A 24,788-nucleotide genomic window follows, 5' to 3' on the forward strand; every position below is an offset into this window, starting at 1 on the left:
CACCCTTTACTCCTCAGTTCTGATTAAGCAGCCTTCTGCGCTTCGATCTGCGCCGGGGAAGCCGGTTGGGTCCGAGCCGGGTTGGTCTGGATGTCTATCTTCCGCGGCTTCAGCGCTTCGGGGACCTCCCGAACCAGATCGATCGATAGAAGACCGTTCTTCAGATTGGCGCCGTTCACCCTGACATGGTCGGCGAGCTCGAACCGGTGCTCGAACGGCCGGCCGGCGATGCCCCGATGAAGGTAGCCTTCGGCCGCCATCTCCTGCTTCTTGCCGGTGACGGTGAGAAGATTGGACTGGAAGGTGATGTCGAGATCGTTCTGTTCGAAACCGGCCACAGCGATCGAAATCCGATAGCTGTCATCGTCGGTCTTGACGATGTCGTAGGGCGGCCAGTCGCTGACTGAACGGGCGCGCTGGGCGTTTTCCAAAACATTAAAAACCCGGTCGAAGCCGACGCTCGAACGATAGAGGGGTGCATAATCGTAAGATGTTGCCATAGCCATATCCTCCTTGAAGCAACATGGGTATGGGAGCGCCGAAAGCGCCGCTCCCAGCACGGCCAGCCCTGTCTCAGCGGCTGGCAGCAATCGATTTGGTTTTTGCGATTTTCGGATTCAAGAGCGCCAGCAGAAAAAACTTCGACTGTCATGTGCGGTCATTCCCGGAAGGAGATTATCGCTCACGTCGTCAATCGCCTGGTCATCCCCCGATCACCGGATCTGGTCCTCGCTGTCATTAGGGATACAGCGGCGAAGCGAGGCCTGCATGCCACGCTGGTCGGGCTTTCCAAAGCGCAATCGTCATAGTGCGACGATCACGCGAGGAAGGGAAGGCACCGTGATCGTCAGTGCACGGCCTTACTGACCATCCGGTAGGGATGAACGGCATTGAACTGCGAGATCATGGACGTGGCCTGTAGCAACACCCGCTCGGCGTTTTCAACATCGTCGCGCGCCAGTTCATCGGCATTGATGCGGATTGCCTGAGCCATGTTCGCCGACAGCGCGGCAAAGTGCCGGTTGCCTTCGACATAGGCCTCGTGTGCGGTCCCCTCCAGGACGCGCGCGATGTCGACAAAGACCTCTTCGCGTTCCTCGATGCTCAAGTTCTTGATGATTTTGATCTTCTCTTCCATTTTGGTCTCACTCTGAACAGACGTGCGATACTGACCGAGCTCATCGAGCCTCAGCTGCGAAACAGCTAGGAAGGGAAAATTTCGGTTTCAAGATCAGTGAAGCTTGAACTCGCCTTCGACACGGCGCCATTCATTGGGTCCGATCAGGCGCTGATGGGTATAGCGGACGCAATGCAGCGGGCCATCCAGGCTCGCCTGCCAGAACTCCAGGAACTTGTGCATCTCAGGAAAATCGGGAGCCAGACAGTAGTCCTGCCAGAGTAGGTCTGGAGCCGGATTCGAAATCGGGAATTCGGTAGAGAATGTGCGCGGTTGTCAGCCCATAGCCATTGAGCTGACGTTCCAGATCCGATGAGAATTGCATACTTCATCTCTGTTTCATGACACTGCGAAGGTGGCGCAAAATTTTGTGGCCATCAACGGAATTTTTAACGCCGCCCCTCAGTTTGTTGTTCCTTTCCAGTGCGTTAGCAGCGCACGAACATGAGTGCTAATTTTTTCGCTTCGCCTCTTGAATTCGAAAAATCGCAAAACCAGATCATTTTGCGCAAACGCTCGACAAGAGGTTTTGCACCCGCCCGGACTGGTCATCCGGTCCGGCCAGGGGAACAACGTCACTATTGTTTGTCCATCGGAGGAAAACATGTCGTTCCGACCACTTCACGATCGCATTCTCGTCCGCCGGGTCGAATCGGAAGAAAAGACCAAGGGCGGTATCATCATTCCGGACACCGCCAAGGAAAAGCCGCAGGAGGGCGAGGTTATCGCAGTTGGTCCCGGCGCGCGCAATGATGCCGGCCAGATCCAGGCGCTCGATGTCAAGGCCGGCGACCGTATCCTGTTTGGAAAATGGTCCGGCACCGAGATCAAGATCAATGGCGAAGATCTGCTGATCATGAAGGAAAGCGATGTCATGGGCATCATCGAAACCCAGGCCGAGCAGAAGACTGCCGCTTGAGCCATCTACCCGAAATCACCAGTCAGATAGCTGCCTATTGAGGAGTTGAAGAAATGGCTGCGAAAGAAGTCAAGTTCCACACCGATGCACGTGAACGCATGCTGCGTGGGGTCGACGTGCTCGCTAATGCCGTGAAGGTTACGCTCGGCCCGAAGGGTCGTAACGTCGTGATTGACAAGTCCTTCGGCGCACCGCGCATCACCAAGGACGGCGTCACCGTCGCCAAGGAAATCGAGCTCGAAGACAAGTTCGAAAACATGGGCGCACAGATGCTGCGCGAAGTTGCTTCGAAGACCAACGACATCGCTGGCGACGGCACCACGACAGCAACCGTGCTCGCCCAGGCGATCGTCAAGGAAGGCGCCAAGGCTGTCGCGTCTGGCATGAACCCGATGGATCTGAAGCGCGGCATCGATGTCGCGGTCGAAGCCGTCGTCAAGGAGCTGAAGACCAATGCCCGCAAGATTTCCAATAATTCCGAGATTGCCCAGGTTGGTACGATTTCCGCCAATGGCGATGCCGAAGTCGGCCGATATCTGGCCGAGGCGATGGAGAAAGTCGGAAACGACGGCGTGATCACGGTCGAGGAAGCCAAAACCGCCGAAACCGAACTCGAAGTCGTCGAAGGCATGCAGTTCGACCGCGGCTATCTCAGCCCCTATTTTGTCACCAATGCCGAAAAGATGCGGGTCGAGTTCGAGGATCCCTATATCCTCATACATGAAAAGAAGCTGTCGAATCTGCAGGCCATGCTGCCCATCCTTGAAGCCGTAGTACAGTCGGGGAAGCCGCTCCTTATCATCGCTGAAGACGTCGAAGGTGAAGCCCTTGCTACGCTCGTCGTCAACAAGCTGCGCGGTGGCCTGAAGATCGCTGCCGTCAAGGCTCCGGGCTTCGGCGATCGCCGCAAGGCGATGCTCGAAGATATAGCCATCCTGGCGGGCGGCACTGTCATCTCCGAAGACCTCGGCATCAAGCTCGAGAATGTGACGTTGAACATGCTCGGCCGGGCCAAGAGGGTTACCATCGAGAAGGAAAACACGACGATTATCGACGGCGTCGGCTCGAAATCTGAGATCGACGCGCGTGTTGCCCAGATCCGCGCCCAGATCGAAGAAACCACCTCCGATTACGACCGCGAAAAACTGCAGGAACGCCTTGCCAAGCTCGCTGGCGGCGTTGCCGTCATCCGCGTCGGTGGCTCGACAGAAGTCGAAGTCAAGGAAAAGAAGGATCGCGTCGACGATGCACTGCATGCGACGCGGGCCGCGGTCGAGGAAGGTATCCTGCCGGGTGGTGGCGTGGCGCTGCTGCGCGCCGTCAACGCGCTCGGCGGGCTGAAGACCGAAAACGACGACCAGCGCGTCGGCGTCGACATCGTTCGCCGGGCGATCGAAGCACCGGTTCGTCAGATCGCCGAGAATTCGGGCGCCGAGGGGTCGGTCGTCGTCGGTAAGTTGCGGGAAAAGGCCGATTTCTCCTATGGCTGGAACGCGCAGACCGGCGAATATGGTGATCTCTATGCCCAGGGCGTCATCGACCCGGCCAAGGTGGTGCGCACGGCGCTTCAGGATGCCGCGTCTGTTGCGGGCCTGCTGGTGACGACTGAAGCGATGATTGCCGAAAAGCCGAAGAAGGACGCGGCACCGGCACTGCCGGCTGGCGCTGGCATGGACTTCTAGAGCGGTCGGGAAGGCCCGCGCCCTCTGCCGGCGGGGCCTTCTCTTCGCGCCGTCCAACCATTCGGGTTCCATCGGTCAAGATCAATGGAGCAAAGCTATGAGAAAGGAAAACATCAATTCGATACCGGAGGAAGCCACCGCCACGATCAGCGCCGGGCATCTGCTTCATCCGGCTAAACATTTCGATCACCCGCGTGACGTGCTTGCCGCCGACGGCATCGGCAAGGAAGAGAAACGAGCTATTCTCGCCTCGTGGGCTTCCGACATCTTCGCCATCGAGTCCGTTCCAGCCCTTAGGCTGTATCCGGGTACCGATGAGGCCGTCTCCTATGACGAAATCATCAAAGCGCTGAAGACCTTGGATAAAGACGATCAACAATCCGGAGAGCAAGGCTCGCCCAGCTCCTTCAATGTCCACGGGACCCGCAGACGGCGACCGCAAGTGCGCCGGTTTGGCGGTCTCGGTTTGTGCAGCTACCGGAAAGGAGAACGTCGCAGACAGCCATTCGAGATCTAGACATTCCATCTGACTTGACGCGCGTCTCTTCGAGGACGCGACCCTGATTTTTGCCGACGACTCTTTGCTCATTTGAGGAGGTTTTGCCGATGAAGATCGCTCAGATCGCACCGCTCGCCGAAAGCGTTCCGCCCAAGCTGTATGGAGGAACCGAGCGCATTGTTTCCTATCTCACTGAAGAACTTGTCCGCCAGGGACACGACGTCACGCTTTTCGCTAGCGGTGACTCCACTACCGAGGCCACCCTGGTAGCATGCTCGGATGTCGCACTCAGGCTCAACCCGGCTGTCAGGGATCACCTGCCGCATCAGGTCGTGATGCTGGAGGAGATCCGCCGGCGGGCGCACAAATTCGACGTGCTGCATTTCCATATTGATCTCCTGCATTTTCCGCTGATTCGGGATTTCGCAGACCGCACGGTCACGACGTTGCATGGGCGCCTCGACCTGCCGGACCTCAAGCCCTTCTACAAGGCTTTTCCCGATATTCCGCTGGTTTCGATCTCCAACGATCAGCGCCGCCCGATGCCGCCGGTCAACTGGGCCGGAACGGTTTACCATGGCCTGCCGGTCGACCTGTTGCCTTTCATCGAAAAACCCAAAGGCGATTATCTTGCCTTCCTCGGACGGATATCGCCGGAGAAGCGGCCGGACCGGGCCATCCAGATCGCCGCAAAGGTCGGCATGCCCCTGAAGATCGCAGCCAAAATCGATGATGCCGACAAGGCCTATTGGGAAACAGTGATCGAACCGATGGTCAGGAGCCATCCGAATGTCGAATTCATCGGCGAGATCAACGAGCACCAGAAAGCCGACTTCCTCGGCAACGCCCGCGCGCTGCTGTTCCCGATCGACTGGCCTGAGCCCTTCGGGCTGGTCATGATCGAAGCGATGGCGTGTGGTACACCGGTGATCGCGTTCGGATGCGGCTCCGTGCCGGAGGTCATCGACAATGGTGCCTCGGGCATTCTCGTCGACAGCGTGACGGAAGCGGTCGAGAACGTCGAATGGGCGCTCAGGATGGATCGATGGAAAGTTCGTGCGGCCTTCGAGAAGCGTTTCAGCGCAGAGCGGATGGCGCGGGACTATCTCGATATCTATCGCAGCTTGCCTGGCGTTTGCACGAAGGCGGCGCCGCTTCGCCGCGCCAGCGGCCAAGATCTGGATCTGCAGGTCGTGGCATAGGAGACAAAGCATGTCGGTCGTTTCCGTAGGCAGCAAGCCATCCGGTGGATCGGTAGGGTCAGCCGCGCCGGTGGCACAATTCTTCATCCCGGCGGCCGCCTCGTTGCAGGAGCGGCGGCCGTGCACCCTGAAGCACGGCGATACCTTCGCCGTCTTCGACCACAATGGTGATGCACTTTCTGGGCCGGGTAGCCCGGAAGGCCTCTTTCACCGGGATACGCGCTATCTCTCCCATTTCTACCTGACGATCAACAGCAAGCGGCCACTGCTGCTGTCGTCCACATTGCGCGACGACAACGCCACCCTGAGGTGCGACCTGACCAATCCCGATCACTTCGACGACAAGGGCAAGCTCACCCTTGGCCACGACCTGATCCATCTGCGCAGGACCCGCTTCCTCTGGAATGCATGCTGCTACGAGCGGCTGACGGTCAGGAACTATGACGATCGACCGCAGCATGTCCGCATCGAGATCGGATTTGGGGCTGATTTTGCCGATCTGTTCGAGGTGCGGGGAACGGTGAGAGCCAGGAGGGGACGGCATCTTCCAGCCATCGTGGAGCAGGATGCGATCCTGCTCTCCTATATAGGCTTGGACAACCGCAAACGATCGACGCGGCTGTCCTTCGATCCGCAGCCGGATGAACTTAGCAGCGATCATGTCGTCTATGATCTCGACCTGGCGCCACACGAAACCCGGTCGCTCTTCATCGAGATCGGTTGCGACCAGACGGCAACCCAGCGCCCAGGCTATCGCTCTTTTTTCTTTGCCCTGCGAGATGCCCGCCGGGCGTTGAGAGCCTCATCCTCGCGCGCGGCGTCGATCGTGACGTCCAACGAGATCTTCAACGAGGTCGCGCGGCGGAACGTCTCCGATCTCTACATGCTGATGACCGACAAGCCGGAAGGGCCATGTCCCTATGCCGGTATACCCTGGTTCAGCACCGTTTTCGGCCGCGACGCGCTGATTACCGCACTTCAGACGCTCTGGCTCGACCCGCAGATCGCCCGCGGCGTGCTCGGGCATCTGGCGGCCAACCAGGCGACGGAGGTCGATCCCGCCTCGGATGCCGAGCCCGGAAAGATCCTGCATGAGGTGCGCTGCGGCGAAATGGCCGAACTCGGCGAGGTTCCTTTCCGCCGCTATTACGGCAGCATCGATTCCACCCCACTCTTCGTGATGCTGGCCGGCAAGTATCTCAAACGGACCGGAGATCTCGCCACCATCGAGCGGCTCCTGCCGCATATCGAGGCGGCGCTGACCTGGATCGACGAGCACGGCGATCGTGACGGCGACGGTTTTGTCGAATATGGACGCCTAACGGAAGAAGGATTGATCAACCAGGCCTGGAAGGACAGTCAGGACGCGGTCTTCCATGCTGACGGCACATTGGCGAGGGGACCGATCGCGATCGCCGAGGTTCAGGCCTATGTCTACGGCGCCTGGCAGGCGGCGGCCGAGATATTTCGGGAGCTTGGCCGGCCGGAACGGGCGGCAAAGTTCCTGGCCCGGGCAGAGGGCTTACGTCGTGCTTTTGATGCGAGTTTTTTTGACGAGGACCTCGGCACCTACGTGCTGGCGCTCGACGCGGACAAACAGCCTTGCAGGGTCCGCTCCTCCAACGCCGGCCATGCGCTGTTTACCGGAATCGCTTATCCTGAACGAGCCGCACAGGTCGCCCGCACGCTGATGAGCGCCTCCTCCTTCTGCGGTTGGGGTATCCGCACGGTCCCATCGACCGAGGCGCGGTATAATCCCATGAGCTATCACAACGGCTCTATCTGGCCACACGACAATGCCCTGATCGCCAGCGGGCTTGCCCGCTATGGCTATCGCGCTGAAGCGGCGCGGATCTTCGAGGGCCTGTTTGCGGCTTCGACCTATATCGACCTGCGTCGGCTTCCGGAGCTCTTCTGCGGATTGCCGCGTCAGCGCGCACAAGGGCCGACCTTCTATCCGGTTGCCTGCTCGCCACAGGCGTGGGCAGCAGCGGCTCCACTCTTCCTGCTGCAATCCTGCCTGGGCCTCGACTTCGATCCGAATGCTCACTGCATCGGCTTCAACGAGCCGCAATTGCCCTCCTTCCTTAACGAGGTCACCTTGCGGCGCCTGCAGGTCGGCAATAGCTCAGCCGATGTTGCGGTCCGCCGATCCGGCCGCCGTGTCGTGGTCGACGTTGTCAACCGCCGCGGCGATATCCGTGTGCTCACGACGGCATAGACCAGGCAGCATCTGCAAGGCGGCATAGTTGCCGCCTTGCCTATTCCGGCTCGTCTTCGTCCGAAACCAACAGATCGACCAGGGCGGCAGTCCTGCCAGAGGGCAACGGCCGTCCCTCACTCATCAAGGCTTCATCGTTCTTGGTCCAGGCCAATGCCTCGGCGAGTTCAGCCTGTGTGGCACCCGTCGCGATGACCTCAGCCACCAGCGTTTCATCGACCGGCCCAAGGATGGCGATGACGTCGTCGGAAGTCATTGTCATATCCATTGCTCCTTTCTGGACTTATTTGTATCTGGCCTCACCCGAATCTGGAGACTGAAACGAAAAAATCAATTTTTTGCGCCCGGCAACTCCAGAGCTCTTGAAACTGCAAGCCGCTGAATTATATCAATATTGTTCGATTGCCCGATGGGGATCGAATAGTCCAGGAGGCGCCATGTGCTCTTGGCGTCTCCTTGTATCCATGTTGCTTACAAGGAGGATATGGCTATGAGGACAAACCTCGATTTTTCTCCCCTATTCCGGTCGAGCATCGGCTTCGACCGAATGTTGAATGCGCTCGAGGCTGCAAGCCGCGTCGACACGATCGACAACTGGCCGCCTTACGATATCGTCAAGTCCGGTGAGGACGAATACCGCATCGACATGGCAGTGGCAGGCTTCACGCAGGACGAACTGACGATCACCCAGGAGCAGAACATGCTCTTCGTATCGGGCCAGAAGGCAAATGCCGACGATGTGCAGTATCTGCATCGCGGCATCGCGGGCCGTTCGTTCCAGCGCCGGTTCGAGCTCGCCGACCACGTCAAGGTCGTCGGAGCCGGCCTTGCCAACGGTCTGTTGACCGTCGATCTCAAGCGCGAAATCCCGGAAGCGATGAAGCCGCGCCAGATCGCGATTTCGACCGACATGGTTCTGCCAAAGGCCGAGACGAAGCAGATCGCGGCCGATATGCAGGCGGCTTAAGCTCCAACAACAGCACAGTCAGCAAAGACGGCGCCGGGCACATCGTCCGGCGCCACCGGAGAAGCTTTGTTCACTGAACCAACAGAAAGGAGAAAACTATGAGTGTTCGTGATCTGATTCCCTGGGGCCGCAACAATGGCAGCCAGGTTCCGAGTGTCCTGCGCGACGACGATCGGGATCCCTTCCTGTCGCTGCATCGCGAGGTGAACCGTCTGTTCGACGACGTCTTCCGCGGTTTCGGTTCCGGCCTGCCGTCGTTTGGCAGCGGCACCGCCTTCAGTGCTGGTTGGCCGAGCGTCGAGATTTCCGATAGCGACACGGAGATCAAGGTGACGGCCGAAGTGCCCGGCCTTGAAGAGAAGGACATCGAGGTCCTGCTCAACGACGGCGTCCTAACGCTGAAGGGCGAGAAGCGCTCCGAGAACGAGGACAAGGATCGCCAGTTCAGCGAGCGCTATTACGGCCGCTTCGAGCGCCGCATCCCGCTCGGCGTCGAGGTCAAGGAAGACCAGGTCGATGCCCGCTTCAAGAACGGCGTGCTGACCGTGACCTTGCCGAAGAGCGAGAAGGCGCAGTCGCAGGTCAAGCGCATCGCCATCAAGAGCTGATCGATTAACCACCTGGCGGCCGGCCTTTGGGCGGCCGCCAGTATCCTTCGCCAACAGGGAGGGATGAACGATGGAGACTTCAAGAGAGACAGACCACGAAATCGTGACGCCGACATCCGGTTTCCGCGCTTCGAACGACAACCTCCGAAGCCAACTTTCTTTTGGCCGGTCTCTGTTTCCCGCGGATGCCGTTGCTCGCATCTTTAAACCCTCTCGCTCATTGACGACGTCAGGGACGGCGCGAACCAAGGGATGGCGGCTCCTCTTCGAGCGTCGCCGCGCACCCTTCATCGAGCCGTTGATGGGGTACACGGGTGGCGACGACACGCTGACGCAGGTCGAGCTGGAATTTCCCACGCTCGAATCCGCCATTCGCTACGCCGAGCGGCAGGGCCTGAGCTACGTTGTGCAGAGGCGGGTGGCCAAGCCGGCCAACGGACCAGACGGCCGTTGGTCCAACGACCGAAGCGGACGTCTCATGCCTTCTCCGACACGACGCTGGAGCGGCTCGGCCTTTCGGCACTTCAGGACAGCTATGATCAGGCGCTCGACGGCGCGGCAACCCCTAATGAGCCGTCGGGACCAGAAAGCTGGTCCTCACCGATGGATGTTGTCACCGACAGCACGCTGTCGCTCCAAGCCAAACGCTCGATCCTGATGAACTGGGCCCAGACCGAGTACCTGTTCGATCAGGCCATCAACGAAAGCATGCCGGAGAACGAGCGTCCCTCGCGCCTTGATGAAGTCGACCAGGCGCTGCTTGCGCTCGAGCGGGAAGTAGAATCCAGGCGATCCGATTCTGTGACCGATCGAAAAGCTGCATGAGGCGCTCCATGGATCCGCATGTCGTTTTCGATTGCCAGAAGATCCTGCCGAACAGATTTGTTTTGGCGCTAGCCGCGGCCGCCCGCAGCCGTGCGCTTAACCGCGGCGCGGAGCCAAGACTTGACCGACAGGGCGTAAACGCAACCGAGCTTGCGTTGCTGGAGATCGCCAACGGGACGTTTGTTGAGGATGAACTGGCGCCGAACCTGTTCCCATCGCCGGCAGGCGCACCTCTCCTGGCTGCTCCGTCCACCACACCCGAGTTATGCGGCGACGGCCGTTCAAGCGCTGCCGCCGCACCCGTCTCCTGTCCGCAGGAGGCGGTTCATTGATGATGCAACCATCGATGAGGAGAAGTGAACGATGCTGAAGTCCCTGTCTTCGAACGACCCGACGGCTTTCGATATCGTCAATATCGTTGCCGGGCTTGGTTCTTCTGATCTCACCCTGGTTACTTGGCTTCACCGCGAGACTTATGCCGCCTGGAATGGGTGATCGTCGGCGCGGCCATCGCCGTGGTTGCGGTCGCTGCGCTCTACGCCTTCCACGAGGCAGAGGAGTGGGTAAACCTGGTGGGCATATGGGCCATTGTCGCTCCGTGGGTCCTTGGCTTCTCAGCCGTGACCGCAGCCATGTGGGCGCATGTCATCGCCGGCATTATCGTCGCGGTATTGGCCGCCGGCAGCATCTGGTTCGGCCATAACCGTCCGTGGTCGACCGCATAAGCCAACTGAACAAGCCCTGGTTCGGGCCCGTTCTTTTTTGCCCTCGTGCCTCAATCCGCCCGTTCGGTACTGGTGATCGTGACCGCCCGCCCGAGATGCTTCGTTTCCAACGTCAGGGTTTTGTCCCACCATTGAATAGGCGGGATTTTATTCCTCCGAAGGAAAAACCGGCGATCGCATGCTTTGTTCCGGGGCAGCTCGGCGTGATGATGTGTGACATCAAAAGGCCCAAGCTGTGCTTTTGACGCGAAGGATTGTGACTAATGACATTCTCGTGGCCCGTCCCTTCATGAATTGCGCAATTATTAAAACTGCGCGGCGTCGAACACGACGTTTCAGCACGGCCGCCAAGCAACATTTTTCGCGCACCTGGTTATTTGGATGCAGTATCACGTTCCTCGCACACTGGCGCCGATAGGATGCCGACGCTGCCTGCGATCCAGAGATTCATCATAGAGTGCGCGGATCTGGTGAAGCTTATCGAGAGAAATGGTGCTTCTGAGCGGGTATTGGTCGCATTGCCTCGCCGGAACCTTTGAGTAAGATGGACGTTGGCCCGATACTGGAGAGGATGATGACCAACGGGCAAACCCGGAGAGTCGAAGAGCGACTGAGAGCGCAACGCGCTGCTCTAGCCGATTTCGGGCTGTTCGCCTTTCACTGCAGTGACATCGACAGTTTGCTTCATCGTGCTTGCGAGCTGGTTTCCACGGCGCTCGATGTTCCCCTAGTGAAGGTGCTGGAGCATTTCCCGGACCGCGGCGAGATGCTGATCCGGAGCGGCGTCAACTGGGAACCTGGTGTCGTTGGTCACGAAACGTTTGGTGATAACGAAGACTCCCCAGGAGGCTACGCGCTCAGGGCCGACCAACCTGTCGTATCGCCGGATCTCAATGTGGAAGATCGTTTCAAGACGCCGGATGTGCTGCTGCGGCATGGTGTCAAAAGTATGATCAACGTCATCATCGCGGGGGGACATGCACCGTTCGGGGTGCTGGAGGTCGATGCTCAGGAGCCGCGGAATTTTGGCGAGGACGATATCGCGTTCCTGCGCACCTACGCAAATCTTCTTGCGGCGGCGATCGAGCGCGTTCGTACGCACGATGCACTCCGGCGATCGGCCCGAGAGCAGGGTGTCCTCGCGCGAGAACTAGGGCATCGGGTCAAGAACATACTAGGCCTCATTCGCGCACTCGCTTCACTGACGTCGACCGAGGGGCGAACGGCTGAAGAGTTCCGCGGCGCCTTCATCGATCGGCTCCAAGCACTCTCGGCGGCAGAGAGCCTCGTGTTCGAAAGCAGCGACGAGCGGGTGGATGCGCTGGCGCTCGCGGGCGAGCTTCTTGGGCCCTATCGACAGGATAATCCCAAGAAGGTCGCTATTGAAGGAGCATCGGTCCGCCTGTCGCCGAGACAGGCTCGTATGTTCGGTCTGGCGCTTCACGAATTGGCGACGAACGCGGCCAAGTATGGGGCGATCGGCGCCGCCCAAGGTAGGGTGCGTGTCGGTTGGTATGTGGAGGAGCTGAATGGGCGCCGCCAGCTCTCGATTACTTGGCAGGAGGTGGACGGGCCAGAGATTACACCACCAAAACGCAGCGGCTTCGGCACTCGCCTCCTCGAGGATGTCGTAGCGTATGAACTGAGGGGCAAAGCTGAGCTTCTCTACGAGCCGCGCGGCCTTCACTATCGTCTCGAGTTTTCCGTGGACGAATGAGAATGAGGTTCTGCTTCACGAGCGCTCTGGCCCGAGGATCCTCATATATGCAACCGGGCGTTCTCCGGGCGCGAGGATTGACCCTCGAGGCAGCCACGCGCCTGGGAGCAAAATGAATGAGGCAACGTGCGAATCTCGGGGAGCATCGTTACGTGCGGCAATACGCCGTCTCATCCTGATCGTCGCTATACGATTCCCTGTCAATTCGATAGACTGCCGCATTATCCTGTCTTTCACGCAGGCCTTTGTAGGAGGCATGCCGAAGTTTTCCGTCATGCGTCCAAGCTCGATACTCGATTTCAGCGATGAGGATTGGCTGTACCCCGATCGCGCCTTTGCGCTGAAGCTCTATGGGCGGTTTCGCCGTCTTGATCTTATTGAGATCCTGCCGGAGACGGATCGTCTCGCGTTGCACAACGCGCGAGCCGCTATGCAAGCGACCTTACGGATCGGGAATGCGTGTCTCGAACAATTTGACAATCAGAAAGGCGATGGGGAACCCAAGAGGTAGAGGGAGGGCGAAGGTAGGCACACCAAGTATCATGAGAATGAGCGCGAATGCCGCGAGCCGCATCAGCGCGCCCTCAGACGTCCGCGTACTCCGCATCCGAACCAAAAAGAAAGGGGCCGCAAAGGGCAGGATCACCGTGAGCGGAAAGGCAAGGAAATCATCCGGCTTGCCGCACAACGAGCTTCTCAACAGCAAGACCGAGCCTTTCGAGGGCCAACGCTGATGCGCATATGATAATCCCTATCAGCAGCAAAGGCCTTATGAAAAAACGCTGATCTTCCAATGTGCGCCTCAAAGCAGTCGTAGACCATGATCAACCTACGGTTAGGTTTCAAATCTTTGAATCTGCCTTCCGATCATAAACATTCGGCCAGCATTCGGTTTACTCGATTGGCATGGAGTTATGGTGCGCCGCCGACGACACTGTGACCGCCTATCCGCCCTGACACAGATAAAACCTGGGTCGCATGAGCAGATTCGAACCGCAGACCCCTGGAATTTCTCCGTTTCATTGGCCAAGCTGTCGGCGCATCGCGCTGGGTAATAAACACTCCCGCTTAAGTTCCGATCGCTCCCGGCCGTTTGCGAATAATGTGCACACCGCTTGACTTATAGTACGATTCCGGTCGCGCCGGAGTGGAATCCAGGCGTAGATTTCATCACCAAATGGTGCTATTCAAAACAAGAGAACAAAGGAACTAGATGATGCGATCGACGATCAACCTCGACGACACTCTCATGGAAAGGGCAAGGTCCCTGACAGGCACAAAAGAAACGGCCGCTTTAGTCCGCCAAGCGTTGGAGACGCTTGTGCGAGTGGAGTCCGGAAAACGCCTCATCGCGCTCGGAGGAACCATGCCCGATGCAGATGCAGCCCCACGCCGCCGGAGTACAGCGGCCAAGTGATACTAGCAGACACTTCAATATGGATTGATCATTTCGGCCATCTCGATGCAGAGCTGCGCAGGATTATCGAGGACGATCGCCTACTTTGCCACCCAGCCGTCATCGGCGAACTGGCGCTCGGGAGCCTTCGCGATCGCGGCAGCGTGATAGCTTTCCTGGCAGCCCAGCGCGAAGCGTTTGTTGCAACACATGACGAAGTCATGACGATGATTGATCAGCGCGGCATTTTTAGTATGGGCATTGGCTATACAGATGCCCACTTGCTGGCCTCGGTCCTGCTTGATCAGCGAGCGGCCTTGTGGACCAGAGACAAGCGGCTAAAGGCAGCGGCCGAAAAGGCGGGCGCTTCACTGCATACGCCGGCCAATGAACGCAACTAAATGCCGAAATAATGCCGCTAAGGTGTCGGACTTTTTCCAATCTCTCCTCCTTGAAAGGACTCGAACCGGCGACCCGCCGCTCAAATGGGTTGCTTTTACATCGATACTCTTATCCGGCCAGAAGCTTGGGCACCAGAACAGCAGCTAAGGGGACCGAAAGAGTGCTGTCTTACCCAGATGGACAAACTCTCAAACGAAAAAACCTGCCGCGGGAGGAGGTTCCTCGCTTTGTTGAGTATAAAGTTGTGTCACTGCAATCACGTGGCTAGCGCATCCTTCTTTTCGCAAGTCGTCGAGACATCCGGAAAAATACTAGGTAAATTTCCGCCCGCTCCGGAATGTGCAATGCCGGCTGCAAGCGCAATCTGGCCCAATTCGGTCAAGCTGCCGGCTCCCAGTTTGTTCATCACCTGAGATCGATGCAGTTCGACGGTTCGTGGACTGATGCCAAGGGCCTAAGCGATAGTCTTGTTGTGCCGCCATCAACTAACCCGACCAGAACTTCGCGTTCCCGTGGCGTTAGACGGGCAATATGCGCACTGGCCTCCTCGTTTCGCGCCGCGGGACGCACTGCTGCATGGGCCTCTGCGAGGACCACGCCCAGCTTGTCTCTCAGTACAGCCTCTTCGCTGAACAAGATGAAGTCGACCGCACCGGCTTTCATTGCTGTAACGGCTGCGCCAGCCCCAGCCGTGGCATCATCGAGTGCAATGGTCGGCAAAGCGATAGAACGTACTGCGCGGCGCGGAATCGAGAGTCATCCCGCTCCATGCGGAGGTCGACCAGGACAGAGCCCGACGCCAGGACTGGCGCGATGTCGAGGAAGGCAGCGGCCCTATCGAAGATACGGGCGTGATACCCGCCCAGGCGGACCAGACGCGCGAGACTGCGCGCTTCAGACTCCTTGGCGCTGACGATTCGATCAGGAGCATTCTTTCGCCATACGCACTCCACTTCGACAGTAACGTGCGAGAGTTCGGGGCAGGATCAAGAACGCAGCTTGTGGCAAGTGCGCAGAGCATCGCGCTGCCCATGGTCCGATCACGCACCGCCTCTCGTTCGCGGCAGAATATAGGTGGTCGGCAATGTGGACCTGGCGAGCAGATCCTACATCTGATCGGGATTATCTTCTCACCCGATGCCTTCGGAGATGCTTTGTTAGACCTCCACCTATTCCCTCTGGGTCCAGGTGACCCCGGTCCGCCACCTCCTATTCGCTCGCCGCGGCTTCGGGTTCCTTTGCCTCTTGCGCGGGCCCCGTGTCCGCCTCTGCGGGCGGCTGGATGCGAAAGGCAACTTTGTCGTCCTTAGCGTCCCAGCGCGCGACCACCTTTGCGCCTTCGACCACCTCGCCAGCCAGCATGGCGCGTGCAAGCTCAGTCTCGAGCTCGCTCCTTATCAAGCGCCTGAGCTCGCGAGCGCCGAATTCGGGGCGATAGCCCTCGGACGCCAGATGCTCCAGCAGCGAGTCGTCCAGCTCCAGTGTCACGCCCTGGGCAAGCGCGGTCCGCCTTACCCGTTCGAGCTGCAACTCGACGATCGCTCGGATCTCCCCCTTCGAGAGTGACTGGAAGACGATGATCTCATCGATCCGGTTGATGAATTCCGGCCGGAAATGGGTTCGCATCACCTCCATGAGATCGGCTTTCAGCTTGACGGGGTCTTCCTGCGCCGTGCCTCGTCGGGCGAGATTGCTCTGGATGAGCTCGGAGCCAAGATTGGAGGTGGCGATGATGATCGTGTTAGTGAAATCGACTACGCGCCCCTTGCCATCGGTCAGCCGGCCGTCGTCGAAGACTTGCAGGAGTATGTTGTATACGTCCGGATGGGCCTTCTCGAGCTCGTCCAGAAGGAGGACGCTGTAGGGACGCCGGCGCACCTTCTCGGTGAGCTGCCCGCCCTCCTCATAGCCGACATAGCCCGGCGGCGCGCCCACCAGCCGCGCCACCGTGTGCCGCTCGCGGTATTCGGACATGTCGATGCGAACCATGGCGTCTTCGTCCCCGTAGACGGTTTGGGCCAGTGCCTTGGCAAGTTCGGTCTTGCCGACGCCCGTTGGCCCAAGGAAGAGGAAGGTCGCGACGGGACGGCGTGCCTCGCGCAGGCCCGCCCGGGCGAGCCGCACCGCGTCGGAGACTGCCTTGATCGCCTCCTCCTGACCGATGATCCGCTCGTGCAGCTTCTCCTCCATTTTCACCAGGCGCTCACGCTCCTCGACGGTCAAGTCGGTCACCGGAATACCGGTCAGCTTCGAGACCACCTGCGCGACGTGCTCGGCGCGCACCTCGGCCGAGCCGGTGGCGCGGTCACGCTTCCACGTCTCGGTCAACGCGCGGAGCTCCGTCTCCTTCGCCCCGAGTTGTTCCTTCAGGTCCGAGGCCCTGGCGAAATTCTTGCGCGAGGCGGCATAGTCCTGTTCGCGCTTGATCTGATGTACCTCGGCTTCGAGATCCTGGACGTCGGCCGGTCGGGCGGTGGCCGAGATCTTCACGCGCGCCGCCGCCTGGTCGATCAGGTCGATTGCCTTGTCGGGCAGAAAGCGGCCGGTGACGTAGCGGTCCGAGAGCTCGGCCGCGGCGAGGATCGCCTCGTCGGTCAGCGTGACCTTGTGGTGTGCCTCTAGCGTGTCGCGCAGGCCGCGCAGAATCATGATAGTTTGGGTGACGGTCGGCTCGGCCACAAAAACCGGCTGGAAGCGGCGTTCCAACGCCGCGTCTTTCTCGATGTGCTTCTGGTATTCGTTCAGCGTCGTCGCGCCGATGAGGTTGAGCTCGCCCCTTGCCAGCGCCGGCTTGAAGGTATTGGCAACGTCGAGCCCACCCTCGCCGCCCTGGCCTGCGCCTATGATGGTATGCAGCTCGTCGATGAAGAGAATCATGTCGCCGCGGTTCTCAGTAACTTCCTTGAGTACCTGCTGGACACGCTCCTCGAACTCCCCGCGATAGCTCGCCCCGGCCACCATGGAATTGATGTTGAGCTCAACGAGGCGCTTGTCGCGGAGCGCCTCGGGCACCTCGCCCCCGACGATCCGCTGCGCGAGGCCCTCAACGATGGCCGTCTTTCCAACGCCAGGTTCGCCGATCAGAACGGGATTGTTCTTCTTACGCCGGGCAAGAACCTCGATCGTCGTCTCGATCTCTCTGGCGCGGCCGATCACTGGGTCAAGCTTGCCCTCGCGCGCGAGTTTCGTCAGATCGCGGGAATGCTTGTCGAGGTTCGGCGTGGCAGACGGAGCCTGGACACTCCCCTCCTCGGCGCCGCGACCGACGACCTTCGTCACCTGCTGGCGTAGCGCCTGCGGAGTGAGGCCGTAGCGTTTCAGGAGATCCGCCGCCAGGCCCTCACCTTCCTCGGCGAGGCCGATGAGAAGGTGTTCGGGGCCGACATAGCTGTGGCCGAGGTCGTGCGAAGCCGCGAAGGCGCGGGCCAGCGCGTCCTTGGCGCGTGGGCTGACGCTGATCTCGGTCGTCTCATCGGGCTTGGCGTCGCCGCGCCGCGCATCGGTGTCGATCTGTCGCTTCAGGTCATCCACCGAGATTTTGAACGTGGCAAGGATGGCCTGGACCACCTCGCTTTCGGTCAAAGCGAAGAGCAGATGCTCGGTATCGACCTCGCGCCGGCCGAGGCTGACGGCCTTCTTCCCCGCCTCCTGCAGGATCTTGTCGCCCTGCTCGCTCAGCCGCTCGGCCAGTCCGGCCGAGGCGCGCCTGCCGCGCTGCGCGCCTTGAGCGCCCGCCGCATCTTTACCTCGGTCGCCGGGGTCCAGGAACCCTTTGTCATCAAAAAGGCTATCACCGAAGAAGTCCTCGAACATGGTGCCCCTGTGCTGGAACAAAGACTCGAGAGGCGAGGCCGATCGGCCTCTGCTCCGCCGCGCGATCTGTTGGTAATGCTCGTCGCAGAGATCCATTGTCTGCCGGCGACCATTGGTGGTCACCTGCGCTCTGACGGTTGCGGGCCTGCCGCAGATATCGCATTGTCCATCTGCCATCTCCAGATCCTCCGTTGTGTTCGCTTGAGTGAGCTTCGGCCAACCTTGGCCAGAGGGTGAATTCACCGCCCTTGTCGCAGCACGGCACTGCCCTGCGGCTTGGTAGCCCTCTCAACTAGCGAGCGATCCGGCGATCGCGGTCCATCGAGGAGCGCCAAGCCACTAACAACCACGAACAGCCATAGTTCCCATGCGTGTGGTTCGCACATGATCGAAAGACTCTGCGCTCAACTTTTTCAGATAGATAGCGCTGCACGCAAATTGAAGTATCGTGACCTCAGCTCCAGAATCGAGGCTCCAATCCATGTTTTTCGAGGATACGACACACCTGCTGAGCCAGCGGCGGGGAAGGAAACTGCGCCACAGATGTCTTCCGACGGCGGTGATCTCCCCGCATTTGCCGGACTGTCAAAGAACATTCCGCTTCAGAAGCGATATCATGCCATGCCACCAGTTTATGCGATGCTGTAAATGCTGATGCACAAAGTGATCGCAGCCGATTGTTGATCAGGAGGCCGAGGTTTACATTCGGTGTCGCTGGATGCGACCTGTGGGGTCGCCTCGGGCAAAGGAATGATGACATCCGAAAGTGGCAGCTCGGAACGAGCAGGACGATTGCCTTGTCAGCGACTGCGTTCCAACCTCTCAGGCGTCCTTATGTGCAGCGAGTACGAACAACGATCAGCTACACCGTGTTCTGCAAGGTGATGCAGGATCTTTCGCTCGGCATGCCAACGCACCAAACGGAACTCGACTTACCGACTGCCCACGACATCAAAATCGGCCAGATGGCTCCGGTCCTGCGTGCTGCGGGCGATAATATCCTGGAACTGACGCAGATGAAATTCGGGTTTCCCCCGACCCGGACGCGTGGCCCGGTATTCAACCTTCGGTCAGGGAGGAAGCACTTCGGCGATAGCCATCGGTGTCTTATTCCGGCAAGTGCGTTCTTTGAATATAAGGGGAGGAAAGACCCCAAGGTCAAACACCGTTTCACACTTTCCGGCGCACCAATGATGGCCATCGCTGCGATCTGGCGGCCCAGCCGGCAAGGCCAACCCGAGGCGTTCACCATGTTGACGACGGAGCCAGGGCCCGATGTGAAGGCGGTTCACAATCGGCAGGTCGTTGTTCTTCATCCTATCAATTGGAAGGCTTGGATCGGCCTTTCCAAGCCTGAGGAGGACTTATTGGGCCCACTCCCGGTTGGCTCGCTAAAGGTGGAGAGCCGCAGACGGGGGCCAACGGGTTGATCGCAGCTCGAAGATAGGAGCAGGAATGAGCGACGGTTCGCGATATCATGTTAAGGGAATACTGGCCTGGCGCGACCAGCACCCAGAGGAATCGAGTTTCAGAATATGACCCAGGATACACTCGCCCTTCTGATCGATGGCGACAACGCCAGCCCGAAAATCATCACCGGCTTGTTGGCGGAGATCGCCACCTATGGTACTGCCAGCGTCAAGCGCATCTACGGCGATTGGACCAAACCCAGTCTGAATGGATGGAAGGCATGCCTGCTGGAGAACTCGATCCAGCCGACCAACAGTTTGCTTATACGACCGGTAAGAATGCCACCGACGGCGCAATGATCATTGACGCAATGGACTTGCTCTACACTAGTCGCTTCTCGGGCTTCTGCATTGTTTCCAGCGACAGCGATTTCGCCCGCCTTGCCGCCCGGGTCCGTGAGCAGGGTGTCACCGTCTGCGGTTTCGGCGAGCGCAAGACCCCTCGCCCCTTCATCACCGCCTGTGACAAGTTCGTCTATTTCGATGTACTCGGTGAGCAGGGCGATGCGACGGTAGCTGTCGCCGCGCCGGAGCGAAAGGTCGCGGCCGGTCGAGCCCGAATAAAGGCTCTGACCCGTGAAAAAGTGGAGCCGGAGACAGCCGCGACCGCGCCATCAGGGTTCATCAAAGGAAAGCTTGATGATGCGGCTCTGCAGATGCTCGAAAAGGCGGTGGCCGCGTCGGCCGATGAAGATGGTCGCGCTCACCTCGGACGTGTCGGTACCCATCTCGCAAAGCAGGCGCCCGATTTCGACGCGCGCAACTATGGCTTTGCCCGGTTAAGCGACGTCGCAGAGGTGTCCGGGATTCTCGACGTGGAGCGCGTTGGCGATCACCCAAAAGTAGTCACAGTAAGGCTCAAGGCCGGACGCCGGTAATCTCGTCCAGAGCCGCAGGATAGATGGCTTGAGGAAAGGGTCGGTCCATTTCGAGGGGTCACTTTGAACAGCCAATGCCTATTCAAGAAGTCAAATACGCGACCGAGATAGCATCCCCTACGCGAGCCGAGGGAGGTCGAGCGCAGGCTCAGCGCTCACTTAGGGACGCTTGTCGGCGAGAACTGATAGCGTGTGTATCTGTGGCGGTTTAGCGAACAAGTCGCCTGCGTTCGCCTTCTCCGTCAATGCCGCAGCGACTTTGCCATTCAGGTGCACATCCTTTCCGCAAACCACGAAATGGCCGGGCTCGTCACTGACGAGAGGTATGGTGTTCCACGATCGGCATCGTCCTTGGACTTTATGAGATCAGGCTCTGCCTGTCTCCAGAGCGAAGCTCTTGATGTTGGATATGAAACTATAGCCGGTGCTACAGAAAGCTAAGCGACTGAAAAATTGGGTTTTGACCGAAAACGACAGTTCATGCTGATGTTCTTCAAATTGAGCGGCCGCGCACGGGCGTCTATTTCGTTCCATCAACATCGCAAAATCATCCAGCTAGAGCAATAACTTGCATGGCCTGTGTCATCTGTCGGATATAGATTGCAACTCAACGAACCCGATCATGCAGGCTTACCGTGGATCAAATACTCGCCATTCGAACGTTTGTCCGCGTCGCCGAAGCCGGCTCTTTTGCCAAGGCAGCGGACACGCTGAACCTGCCCCGGTCCTCCGTCAGCAAGCTCGTGCAGGATCTTGAGGCGCATCTCGGGACAAAGCTTGTGGAGCGCACTACGCGGTCGGTCACGATGACCACCGAGGGCCTCGCCTATCATGAGCGCGCGCTGAAGCTCCTCGCCGATCTTGATGACATGGACGGCACGGTCGCCGGTTCCCGCAGCGCGCCCAAGGGTAAGCTGCGCGTCGACATCGGCTCCGTCCTTGCAAACCAGATCCTCATCCCCGCGCTCTCCGACTTTCAGCACCAATACCCTGATATCGACCTCATGCTCGGCGTCAGCGATCGCCCAGCCGACCTCATCAGCGAGGGGATCGATTGCGTCATTCGCGGGGGAGCGCTGGGTGACTCCTCGATGAAGGCGCGGAAACTGTGCGAACTCGACTACGTCATTTGCGCGTCGCCCGCTTATCTGGATGGCCTGGAGTTGCCGGAGCGGCCCGATGACATCCAGGTGCACCGGATGGTCAGCTATTTCTCCGCATCATCCGGAAAGAGGTTTCCATTGCGTTTTCAGCGCGGCGAGGAGCGAAGCGAATATCTCCCGACCTCCAGCGGCATTTCCGTGAACGAGAGCACCGCACACCTGAACGCGCTGCTGTCAGGACTGGGGATCGGCCAGAGCTTCGGCTTCCTCGCAAGACCCCACTTCGAGAGCGGCGCGCTGGTCGAACTTCTGCCCGAGTGGAAGCCGGACAATCATCCGCTGCATCTCGTCTACCCGGCCGATCGATTTCCAAACCCGCGGCTGCGCGCCTTCACGGAGTGGGCGGCGAAAGTATTCGAAGCCGTCGATGCCAGACGCAATGTGGCGACGGAGACCATCCATCCCCATGGATAATGTCTCCACCCCGAGCGGCTTCTCGCCGCCAAGCTGACGAACTAACTTCTCCTCATCGGACGGCGCGAGGCCAACAGCCAACACCACCTCCCGAACAGTTTTAGAATTTCAACAGACCGCGCATTCGGGCTGAACCCTTTCGCGCGCCCAGCATCAGGAGAGTAAAATGACCAACAGACTTGAAAACAAGATCGCCGTCGTCACCGGAGCAACCAGCGGCATCGGCCTTTCGACAGCCAAGCTTTTCGCCGCCGAAGGCGCACGCGTCTACATCACCGGCCGCCGCAAGGATGCGCTCGACAAGGCAGTGGCCGAGATCGGCCATGGCGCGGTCGGAGTGCAGGCCGACTCCTCGAGCAACGATGATCTCGACAAGCTGTTCGCCCAGGTAAAAGCAGAACAGGGACGTCTTGACGCCCTCGTCGTCAACGCCGGTGGCGGCAGCATGCTTCCGCTTGGCCAGATCACCGGGGAGCAGGTCGACGACACCTTCGGCCGCAACGTGAAGGCCGTCATCTTCACGGTGCAGAAAGCGCTCCCGCTTTTGGGTAGGGGCTCTTCGGTCGTGCTGACCGGCTCGACCGCCGGCACTGAGGGTACGGCTGCATTCTCCGTCTACTCCGCCTCCAAGGCCGCCGTCCGCAACCTGGCACGCTCCTGGGCGCTTGATCTCAAGGGCACCGGCATCCGCGTCAACGTTGTCTCGCCCGGCGCCACACGCACACCCGGCCTAGTCGAACTCGCCGGCGACGACAAGGAACAGCAGCAGGGCTTGCTCGACTATCTCGCCTCGCGCATCCCCCTCGGCCGCGTCGGCGAATCCGAGGAGATCGCCAAGGCAACCCTGTTCCTCGCTTCCGACGACGCAAGCTTCGTCAATGGCGCCGAACTCTTCGCCGACGGCGGCCAGGCCCAGGTCTAACTCCACAGCGGGAGCGGCTGACAGCCGCTCCCCTTCTCATTCTCAAGGAGAGCCCGCGATGCGTGCCGCAGTCTATTTCAAGCATGGGAAGCCTGAGGACGTTCTTCAGGCAGTTGACGTCGAAGATCCCAAGCATCCCGAAAACAACGAAGTGCTGATCCGGGTGCTTCTCCGGCCGGTCCACCACGGCGACCTTCTCGGCATAGCAGGACGCTACCAGCCTGGAGCAGCGCTTCCGAAGGAGGGCGTGCGCGTCGGTTTTGAAGGCTACGGCATCGTCGAGGAAGCGAGCGATGGCGTCGATCAGGTGATGGTAGGTGCGCATTGCCGGTCTCCCTCGACGAGGCGGGCCTCGTGATCGACGACGAGGCCGAGCCTCGCGGAGATCTTAATAGGTCCTCCGATGGCGGGCAATTTCGTTTTGATGCAAGGGAGATACCTTCGGCTTCCTGGCGGCGCTGCGCTTTGCAAACAAACACGCCGGTATGAGAAGTCCGCGAGAGCGGGCTTCTCGCGAACTCGATCGCGAGTTCTTATGGCTCTGCTGACCAGCTTTGACATGCAGTTCGCGCCCAATGCTCAGAAGAGTGCAGTCCCGGCCATGCCGATCACGGCGGCGAACATCGCAAGGCAAGAGGCCCAGCCAAATGCTTTCAAGGTGCCTCCGATAACAAACTGCTTCATGACCTTCCGATTGGACGCGATCAGCATCAGGATTACCATGACGGGAACCGAGACGATCCCATTGATGACTGCGCTCCAGAACAAGGCCTTCATTGGCGCGATCGGCGTAAAATTCAAAAGCATTCCGACAGCCGTCGCCAGCCCCAGCGTGGTGTAGAAGGCCTTCGCCTCGCTAGGCTCGCGCGACAGTCCGACCTTCCAGCGTGCCGCCTCGCCGACCGCATAGGCTGCCGAACCGGCAAGAACGGGGACCGCCAACAAACCGGTTCCGATGATGCCGGTCGCAAAGATGATCTTGGCAAAGTGCCCGGCGAGCGGCTCGATCGCTTTCGCAGCATCGACGGAGCTCTCGATATTGGTCGCACCCGCCTTGTTGAGGGTCGCCGCAGTCGTCGTCATGATCGCAAGCGCGACGATATTAGAGGCGGCCATGCCGATCAGCGTATCCAGGGTGATCCGCGTCTCGGCCCGTTTTGCCTCTTGCGGATGCTTCACCAGTGCTTCCTCGCGGGGCTTCTCCTTCAGGTCTTCGGCCTCCTGGGAGGCTTGCCAGAAGAAAAGATAGGGGCTGATGGTCGTGCCGAAGATCGCGACGATCATCGACCAATAGTTCGGATCCGCCTTAAATGTCGGCAGCAGGAGCCCGCGCGTGAAGTTCGACCAGTCGACATGTACGACAAACAGAGTCGCAATGTAGGAGAGTAGCGCCAGACTCAGCCATTTCAGGACCGCGACGTAGCGCTTGTACTTCAATAGGACCTGGAAGAGGACGCAGATGACACCGAAGGCAGCGACATAGATCAACGGGTTGCCGTTGATCAGCAAATGAGCCGCGTCTCCCATCGCTCCAAGATCGGCGCCGAGATTGATGACATTCGCGAGCAGAAGCGGGACGGTGACGCTCACACCGACCCAGCGCGGATAACACTGGGCCATGCTGCCCGCCAACCCCCGACCTGTGGTCCGGCCGATGCGGGCACTGATCATCTGCACGGCGACCATCAGCGGATACGTCAGTATCAGCGTCCAACTCACAATGTAGCCGAATTGCGATCCCGCCTGAGAATAGGTCGCGATCCCGCTCGGATCGTCGTCCGAGGCGCCG

Annotated in this window: 24 protein-coding genes and 4 pseudogenes; 20 read left to right on the forward strand and 8 right to left on the reverse strand. The window is 59.6% G+C overall.

Translation table 11 applies throughout. The features are described from left to right. Window positions 1–23 precede the first annotated feature (23 nt). From PH547_RS29470 to PH547_RS29480, 3 genes and pseudogenes are all read right to left on the reverse strand, one after another. Window positions 24–500, reverse strand: coding sequence for an Hsp20 family protein (locus tag PH547_RS29470; protein WP_285170199.1), 477 nt, complete (start codon window positions 498–500; stop codon window positions 24–26). A 347-nt stretch (window positions 501–847) separates the two neighbouring features. After that, window positions 848–1,138: a hypothetical protein gene (locus PH547_RS29475; protein ID WP_285170200.1), complete on the reverse strand. Its 291-nt coding sequence runs from the start codon at window positions 1,136–1,138 to the stop codon at window positions 848–850. A gap of 93 nt (window positions 1,139–1,231) precedes the next feature. Continuing rightward, a pseudogene (locus tag PH547_RS29480) lies at window positions 1,232–1,502 on the reverse strand (usg protein). Between the two features lie 279 nt (window positions 1,503–1,781). On the opposite strand from PH547_RS29480, the gene groES reads away from it, so the two are divergent. The 5 genes from groES (at window position 1,782) to PH547_RS29505 (ending at window position 7,700) form a co-directional block, all read left to right on the forward strand. Then, window positions 1,782–2,096 (forward strand): co-chaperone GroES, encoded by a 315-nt coding sequence (groES, locus tag PH547_RS29485; RefSeq protein WP_285170201.1) that lies wholly within the window; start codon window positions 1,782–1,784, stop codon window positions 2,094–2,096. A gap of 53 nt (window positions 2,097–2,149) precedes the next feature. Continuing rightward, on the forward strand, window positions 2,150–3,778 hold the full coding sequence (gene groL, locus PH547_RS29490; protein ID WP_285170202.1) for a chaperonin GroEL: 1,629 nt from the start codon (window positions 2,150–2,152) through the stop codon (window positions 3,776–3,778). 97 nt (window positions 3,779–3,875) lie between these two features. Then, on the forward strand, window positions 3,876–4,295 hold the full coding sequence (locus PH547_RS29495) for a hypothetical protein (protein WP_285170203.1): 420 nt from the start codon (window positions 3,876–3,878) through the stop codon (window positions 4,293–4,295). Window positions 4,296–4,384: 89 nt separating this feature from the next. Further along, the gene (locus PH547_RS29500; RefSeq protein ID WP_285170204.1) at window positions 4,385–5,479 is read left to right on the forward strand and encodes a glycosyltransferase family 4 protein; all 1,095 of its coding nucleotides are present in this window, start codon (window positions 4,385–4,387) and stop codon (window positions 5,477–5,479) included. Between the two features lie 10 nt (window positions 5,480–5,489). Continuing rightward, on the forward strand, window positions 5,490–7,700 hold the full coding sequence (locus tag PH547_RS29505) for an amylo-alpha-1,6-glucosidase (RefSeq protein WP_285170205.1): 2,211 nt from the start codon (window positions 5,490–5,492) through the stop codon (window positions 7,698–7,700). Window positions 7,701–7,740: 40 nt separating this feature from the next. On the opposite strand, the gene PH547_RS29510 is transcribed toward PH547_RS29505, so the two are convergent. Continuing rightward, window positions 7,741–7,962: a hypothetical protein gene (locus PH547_RS29510; protein WP_285170206.1), complete on the reverse strand. Its 222-nt coding sequence runs from the start codon at window positions 7,960–7,962 to the stop codon at window positions 7,741–7,743. Between the two features lie 228 nt (window positions 7,963–8,190). Here PH547_RS29510 and PH547_RS29515 point away from each other — a divergent pair, with 228 nt between their 5' ends. The 7 genes and pseudogenes from PH547_RS29515 to PH547_RS29550 all read left to right on the forward strand — a co-directional run bounded on the left by PH547_RS29515 (window position 8,191) and on the right by PH547_RS29550 (window position 12,542). Beyond that, entirely contained in the window at window positions 8,191–8,667 is a 477-nt protein-coding gene (locus tag PH547_RS29515) for an Hsp20 family protein (protein WP_285170207.1), read from the forward strand. A 98-nt stretch (window positions 8,668–8,765) separates the two neighbouring features. Then, a complete protein-coding gene (locus tag PH547_RS29520) occupies window positions 8,766–9,275 on the forward strand; it encodes an Hsp20/alpha crystallin family protein (protein ID WP_285170208.1) in 510 nt (169 codons plus the stop codon). Between the two features lie 70 nt (window positions 9,276–9,345). Then, window positions 9,346–9,633: pseudogene (locus PH547_RS29525) on the forward strand (NADH dehydrogenase ubiquinone Fe-S protein 4); the annotation flags it as partial. A gap of 92 nt (window positions 9,634–9,725) precedes the next feature. Further along, window positions 9,726–10,100, forward strand: a complete 375-nt coding sequence (locus PH547_RS29530) for a hypothetical protein (RefSeq protein WP_285170223.1) — start codon at window positions 9,726–9,728, stop codon at window positions 10,098–10,100. Continuing rightward, window positions 10,097–10,432, forward strand: a complete 336-nt coding sequence (locus PH547_RS29535; protein WP_285170209.1) for a DNA-directed RNA polymerase subunit omega — start codon at window positions 10,097–10,099, stop codon at window positions 10,430–10,432. The genes PH547_RS29530 and PH547_RS29535 overlap by 4 nt, the downstream gene beginning before the upstream one ends. 31 nt (window positions 10,433–10,463) lie before the next feature. Further along, window positions 10,464–10,825 (forward strand): annotated as a pseudogene (locus tag PH547_RS33985) (SPW repeat protein). Window positions 10,826–11,399: 574 nt separating this feature from the next. Then, window positions 11,400–12,542: a sensor histidine kinase gene (locus PH547_RS29550; protein WP_285170212.1), complete on the forward strand. Its 1,143-nt coding sequence runs from the start codon at window positions 11,400–11,402 to the stop codon at window positions 12,540–12,542. A 148-nt stretch (window positions 12,543–12,690) separates the two neighbouring features. On the opposite strand, the gene PH547_RS29555 is transcribed toward PH547_RS29550, so the two are convergent. Beyond that, entirely contained in the window at window positions 12,691–12,894 is a 204-nt protein-coding gene (locus tag PH547_RS29555) for an ATP dependent DNA ligase (RefSeq protein WP_285170221.1), read from the reverse strand. Between PH547_RS29555 and PH547_RS29560 the strand changes: the two genes are divergently transcribed. The 3 genes from PH547_RS29560 to PH547_RS29570 all read left to right on the forward strand — a co-directional run bounded on the left by PH547_RS29560 (window position 12,799) and on the right by PH547_RS29570 (window position 14,339). Further along, window positions 12,799–13,053, forward strand: coding sequence for a hypothetical protein (locus PH547_RS29560; RefSeq protein ID WP_285170224.1), 255 nt, complete (start codon window positions 12,799–12,801; stop codon window positions 13,051–13,053). The two genes, PH547_RS29555 and PH547_RS29560, sit on opposite strands and share 96 nt — an antisense overlap. Before the next feature lie 705 nt (window positions 13,054–13,758). Next, window positions 13,759–13,959 (forward strand): type II toxin-antitoxin system VapB family antitoxin, encoded by a 201-nt coding sequence (locus PH547_RS29565; RefSeq protein ID WP_285170213.1) that lies wholly within the window; start codon window positions 13,759–13,761, stop codon window positions 13,957–13,959. Then, complete coding sequence (locus PH547_RS29570) at window positions 13,956–14,339, forward strand: type II toxin-antitoxin system VapC family toxin (RefSeq protein ID WP_285170214.1); 384 nt, start codon at window positions 13,956–13,958, stop codon at window positions 14,337–14,339. Before PH547_RS29565 ends, PH547_RS29570 begins: the two co-directional genes overlap by 4 nt. A gap of 257 nt (window positions 14,340–14,596) precedes the next feature. Here the strand turns inward: PH547_RS29570 and PH547_RS33875 are convergent, their stop codons facing one another. Together PH547_RS33875 and PH547_RS29575 are read right to left on the reverse strand one after the other, a co-directional pair. Further along, window positions 14,597–14,785, reverse strand: a complete 189-nt coding sequence (locus PH547_RS33875; protein ID WP_350223755.1) for a LuxR C-terminal-related transcriptional regulator — start codon at window positions 14,783–14,785, stop codon at window positions 14,597–14,599. A 764-nt stretch (window positions 14,786–15,549) separates the two neighbouring features. Further along, window positions 15,550–18,330, reverse strand: a complete 2,781-nt coding sequence (locus PH547_RS29575; protein ID WP_285170215.1) for an ATP-dependent Clp protease ATP-binding subunit — start codon at window positions 18,328–18,330, stop codon at window positions 15,550–15,552. 620 nt (window positions 18,331–18,950) lie between these two features. Between PH547_RS29575 and PH547_RS29580 the strand changes: the two genes are divergently transcribed. The 5 genes and pseudogenes from PH547_RS29580 (at window position 18,951) to PH547_RS29605 (ending at window position 23,357) form a co-directional block, all read left to right on the forward strand. Next, window positions 18,951–19,583, forward strand: coding sequence for an SOS response-associated peptidase family protein (locus PH547_RS29580; RefSeq protein WP_350223754.1), 633 nt, complete (start codon window positions 18,951–18,953; stop codon window positions 19,581–19,583). A 105-nt stretch (window positions 19,584–19,688) separates the two neighbouring features. Beyond that, a pseudogene (locus PH547_RS29590) lies at window positions 19,689–20,500 on the forward strand (NYN domain-containing protein). A gap of 635 nt (window positions 20,501–21,135) precedes the next feature. Continuing rightward, complete coding sequence (locus tag PH547_RS29595) at window positions 21,136–22,077, forward strand: LysR family transcriptional regulator (RefSeq protein ID WP_285170217.1); 942 nt, start codon at window positions 21,136–21,138, stop codon at window positions 22,075–22,077. 166 nt (window positions 22,078–22,243) lie between these two features. Further along, window positions 22,244–22,999 (forward strand): SDR family NAD(P)-dependent oxidoreductase, encoded by a 756-nt coding sequence (locus PH547_RS29600; RefSeq protein WP_285170218.1) that lies wholly within the window; start codon window positions 22,244–22,246, stop codon window positions 22,997–22,999. A gap of 58 nt (window positions 23,000–23,057) precedes the next feature. After that, a complete protein-coding gene (locus PH547_RS29605; RefSeq protein ID WP_285170219.1) occupies window positions 23,058–23,357 on the forward strand; it encodes an alcohol dehydrogenase catalytic domain-containing protein in 300 nt (99 codons plus the stop codon). 221 nt (window positions 23,358–23,578) lie between these two features. On the opposite strand, the gene PH547_RS29610 is transcribed toward PH547_RS29605, so the two are convergent. Next, window positions 23,579–24,788: NRAMP family divalent metal transporter (locus PH547_RS29610; protein WP_285170220.1), on the reverse strand; the 1,210-nt coding region annotated here is incomplete at its 5' end.

Origin of the sequence: Rhizobium cerradonense (genome assembly GCF_030182455.1) — a bacterium.
In the GTDB taxonomy this organism is placed as follows: domain Bacteria; phylum Pseudomonadota; class Alphaproteobacteria; order Rhizobiales; family Rhizobiaceae; genus Rhizobium.

Bases quoted from the DNA above. Each gene is read 5' to 3' on its own strand.
- PH547_RS29605 (WP_285170219.1), top strand. From the start codon at position 23,058: ATGCGTGCCGCAGTCTATTTCAAGCATGGGAAGCCTGAGGACGTTCTT.
- PH547_RS29515 (WP_285170207.1), top strand. From the start codon at position 8,191: ATGAGGACAAACCTCGATTTTTCTCCCCTATTCCGGTCGAGCATCGGC.
- PH547_RS29510 (WP_285170206.1), bottom strand. From the start codon at position 7,962: ATGACAATGACTTCCGACGACGTCATCGCCATCCTTGGGCCGGTCGAT.
- PH547_RS29600 (WP_285170218.1), top strand. From the start codon at position 22,244: ATGACCAACAGACTTGAAAACAAGATCGCCGTCGTCACCGGAGCAACC.
- PH547_RS29535 (WP_285170209.1), top strand. From the start codon at position 10,097: ATGAGGCGCTCCATGGATCCGCATGTCGTTTTCGATTGCCAGAAGATC.
- groL (WP_285170202.1), top strand. From the start codon at position 2,150: ATGGCTGCGAAAGAAGTCAAGTTCCACACCGATGCACGTGAACGCATG.
- PH547_RS29520 (WP_285170208.1), top strand. From the start codon at position 8,766: ATGAGTGTTCGTGATCTGATTCCCTGGGGCCGCAACAATGGCAGCCAG.
- PH547_RS29470 (WP_285170199.1), bottom strand. From the start codon at position 500: ATGGCAACATCTTACGATTATGCACCCCTCTATCGTTCGAGCGTCGGC.
- PH547_RS29495 (WP_285170203.1), top strand. From the start codon at position 3,876: ATGAGAAAGGAAAACATCAATTCGATACCGGAGGAAGCCACCGCCACG.
- groES (WP_285170201.1), top strand. From the start codon at position 1,782: ATGTCGTTCCGACCACTTCACGATCGCATTCTCGTCCGCCGGGTCGAA.
- PH547_RS29565 (WP_285170213.1), top strand. From the start codon at position 13,759: ATGCGATCGACGATCAACCTCGACGACACTCTCATGGAAAGGGCAAGG.
- PH547_RS29505 (WP_285170205.1), top strand. From the start codon at position 5,490: ATGTCGGTCGTTTCCGTAGGCAGCAAGCCATCCGGTGGATCGGTAGGG.
- PH547_RS29575 (WP_285170215.1), bottom strand. From the start codon at position 18,330: ATGGCAGATGGACAATGCGATATCTGCGGCAGGCCCGCAACCGTCAGA.
- PH547_RS29475 (WP_285170200.1), bottom strand. From the start codon at position 1,138: ATGGAAGAGAAGATCAAAATCATCAAGAACTTGAGCATCGAGGAACGC.
- PH547_RS29560 (WP_285170224.1), top strand. From the start codon at position 12,799: ATGCCGAAGTTTTCCGTCATGCGTCCAAGCTCGATACTCGATTTCAGC.
- PH547_RS29550 (WP_285170212.1), top strand. From the start codon at position 11,400: ATGACCAACGGGCAAACCCGGAGAGTCGAAGAGCGACTGAGAGCGCAA.
- PH547_RS29500 (WP_285170204.1), top strand. From the start codon at position 4,385: ATGAAGATCGCTCAGATCGCACCGCTCGCCGAAAGCGTTCCGCCCAAG.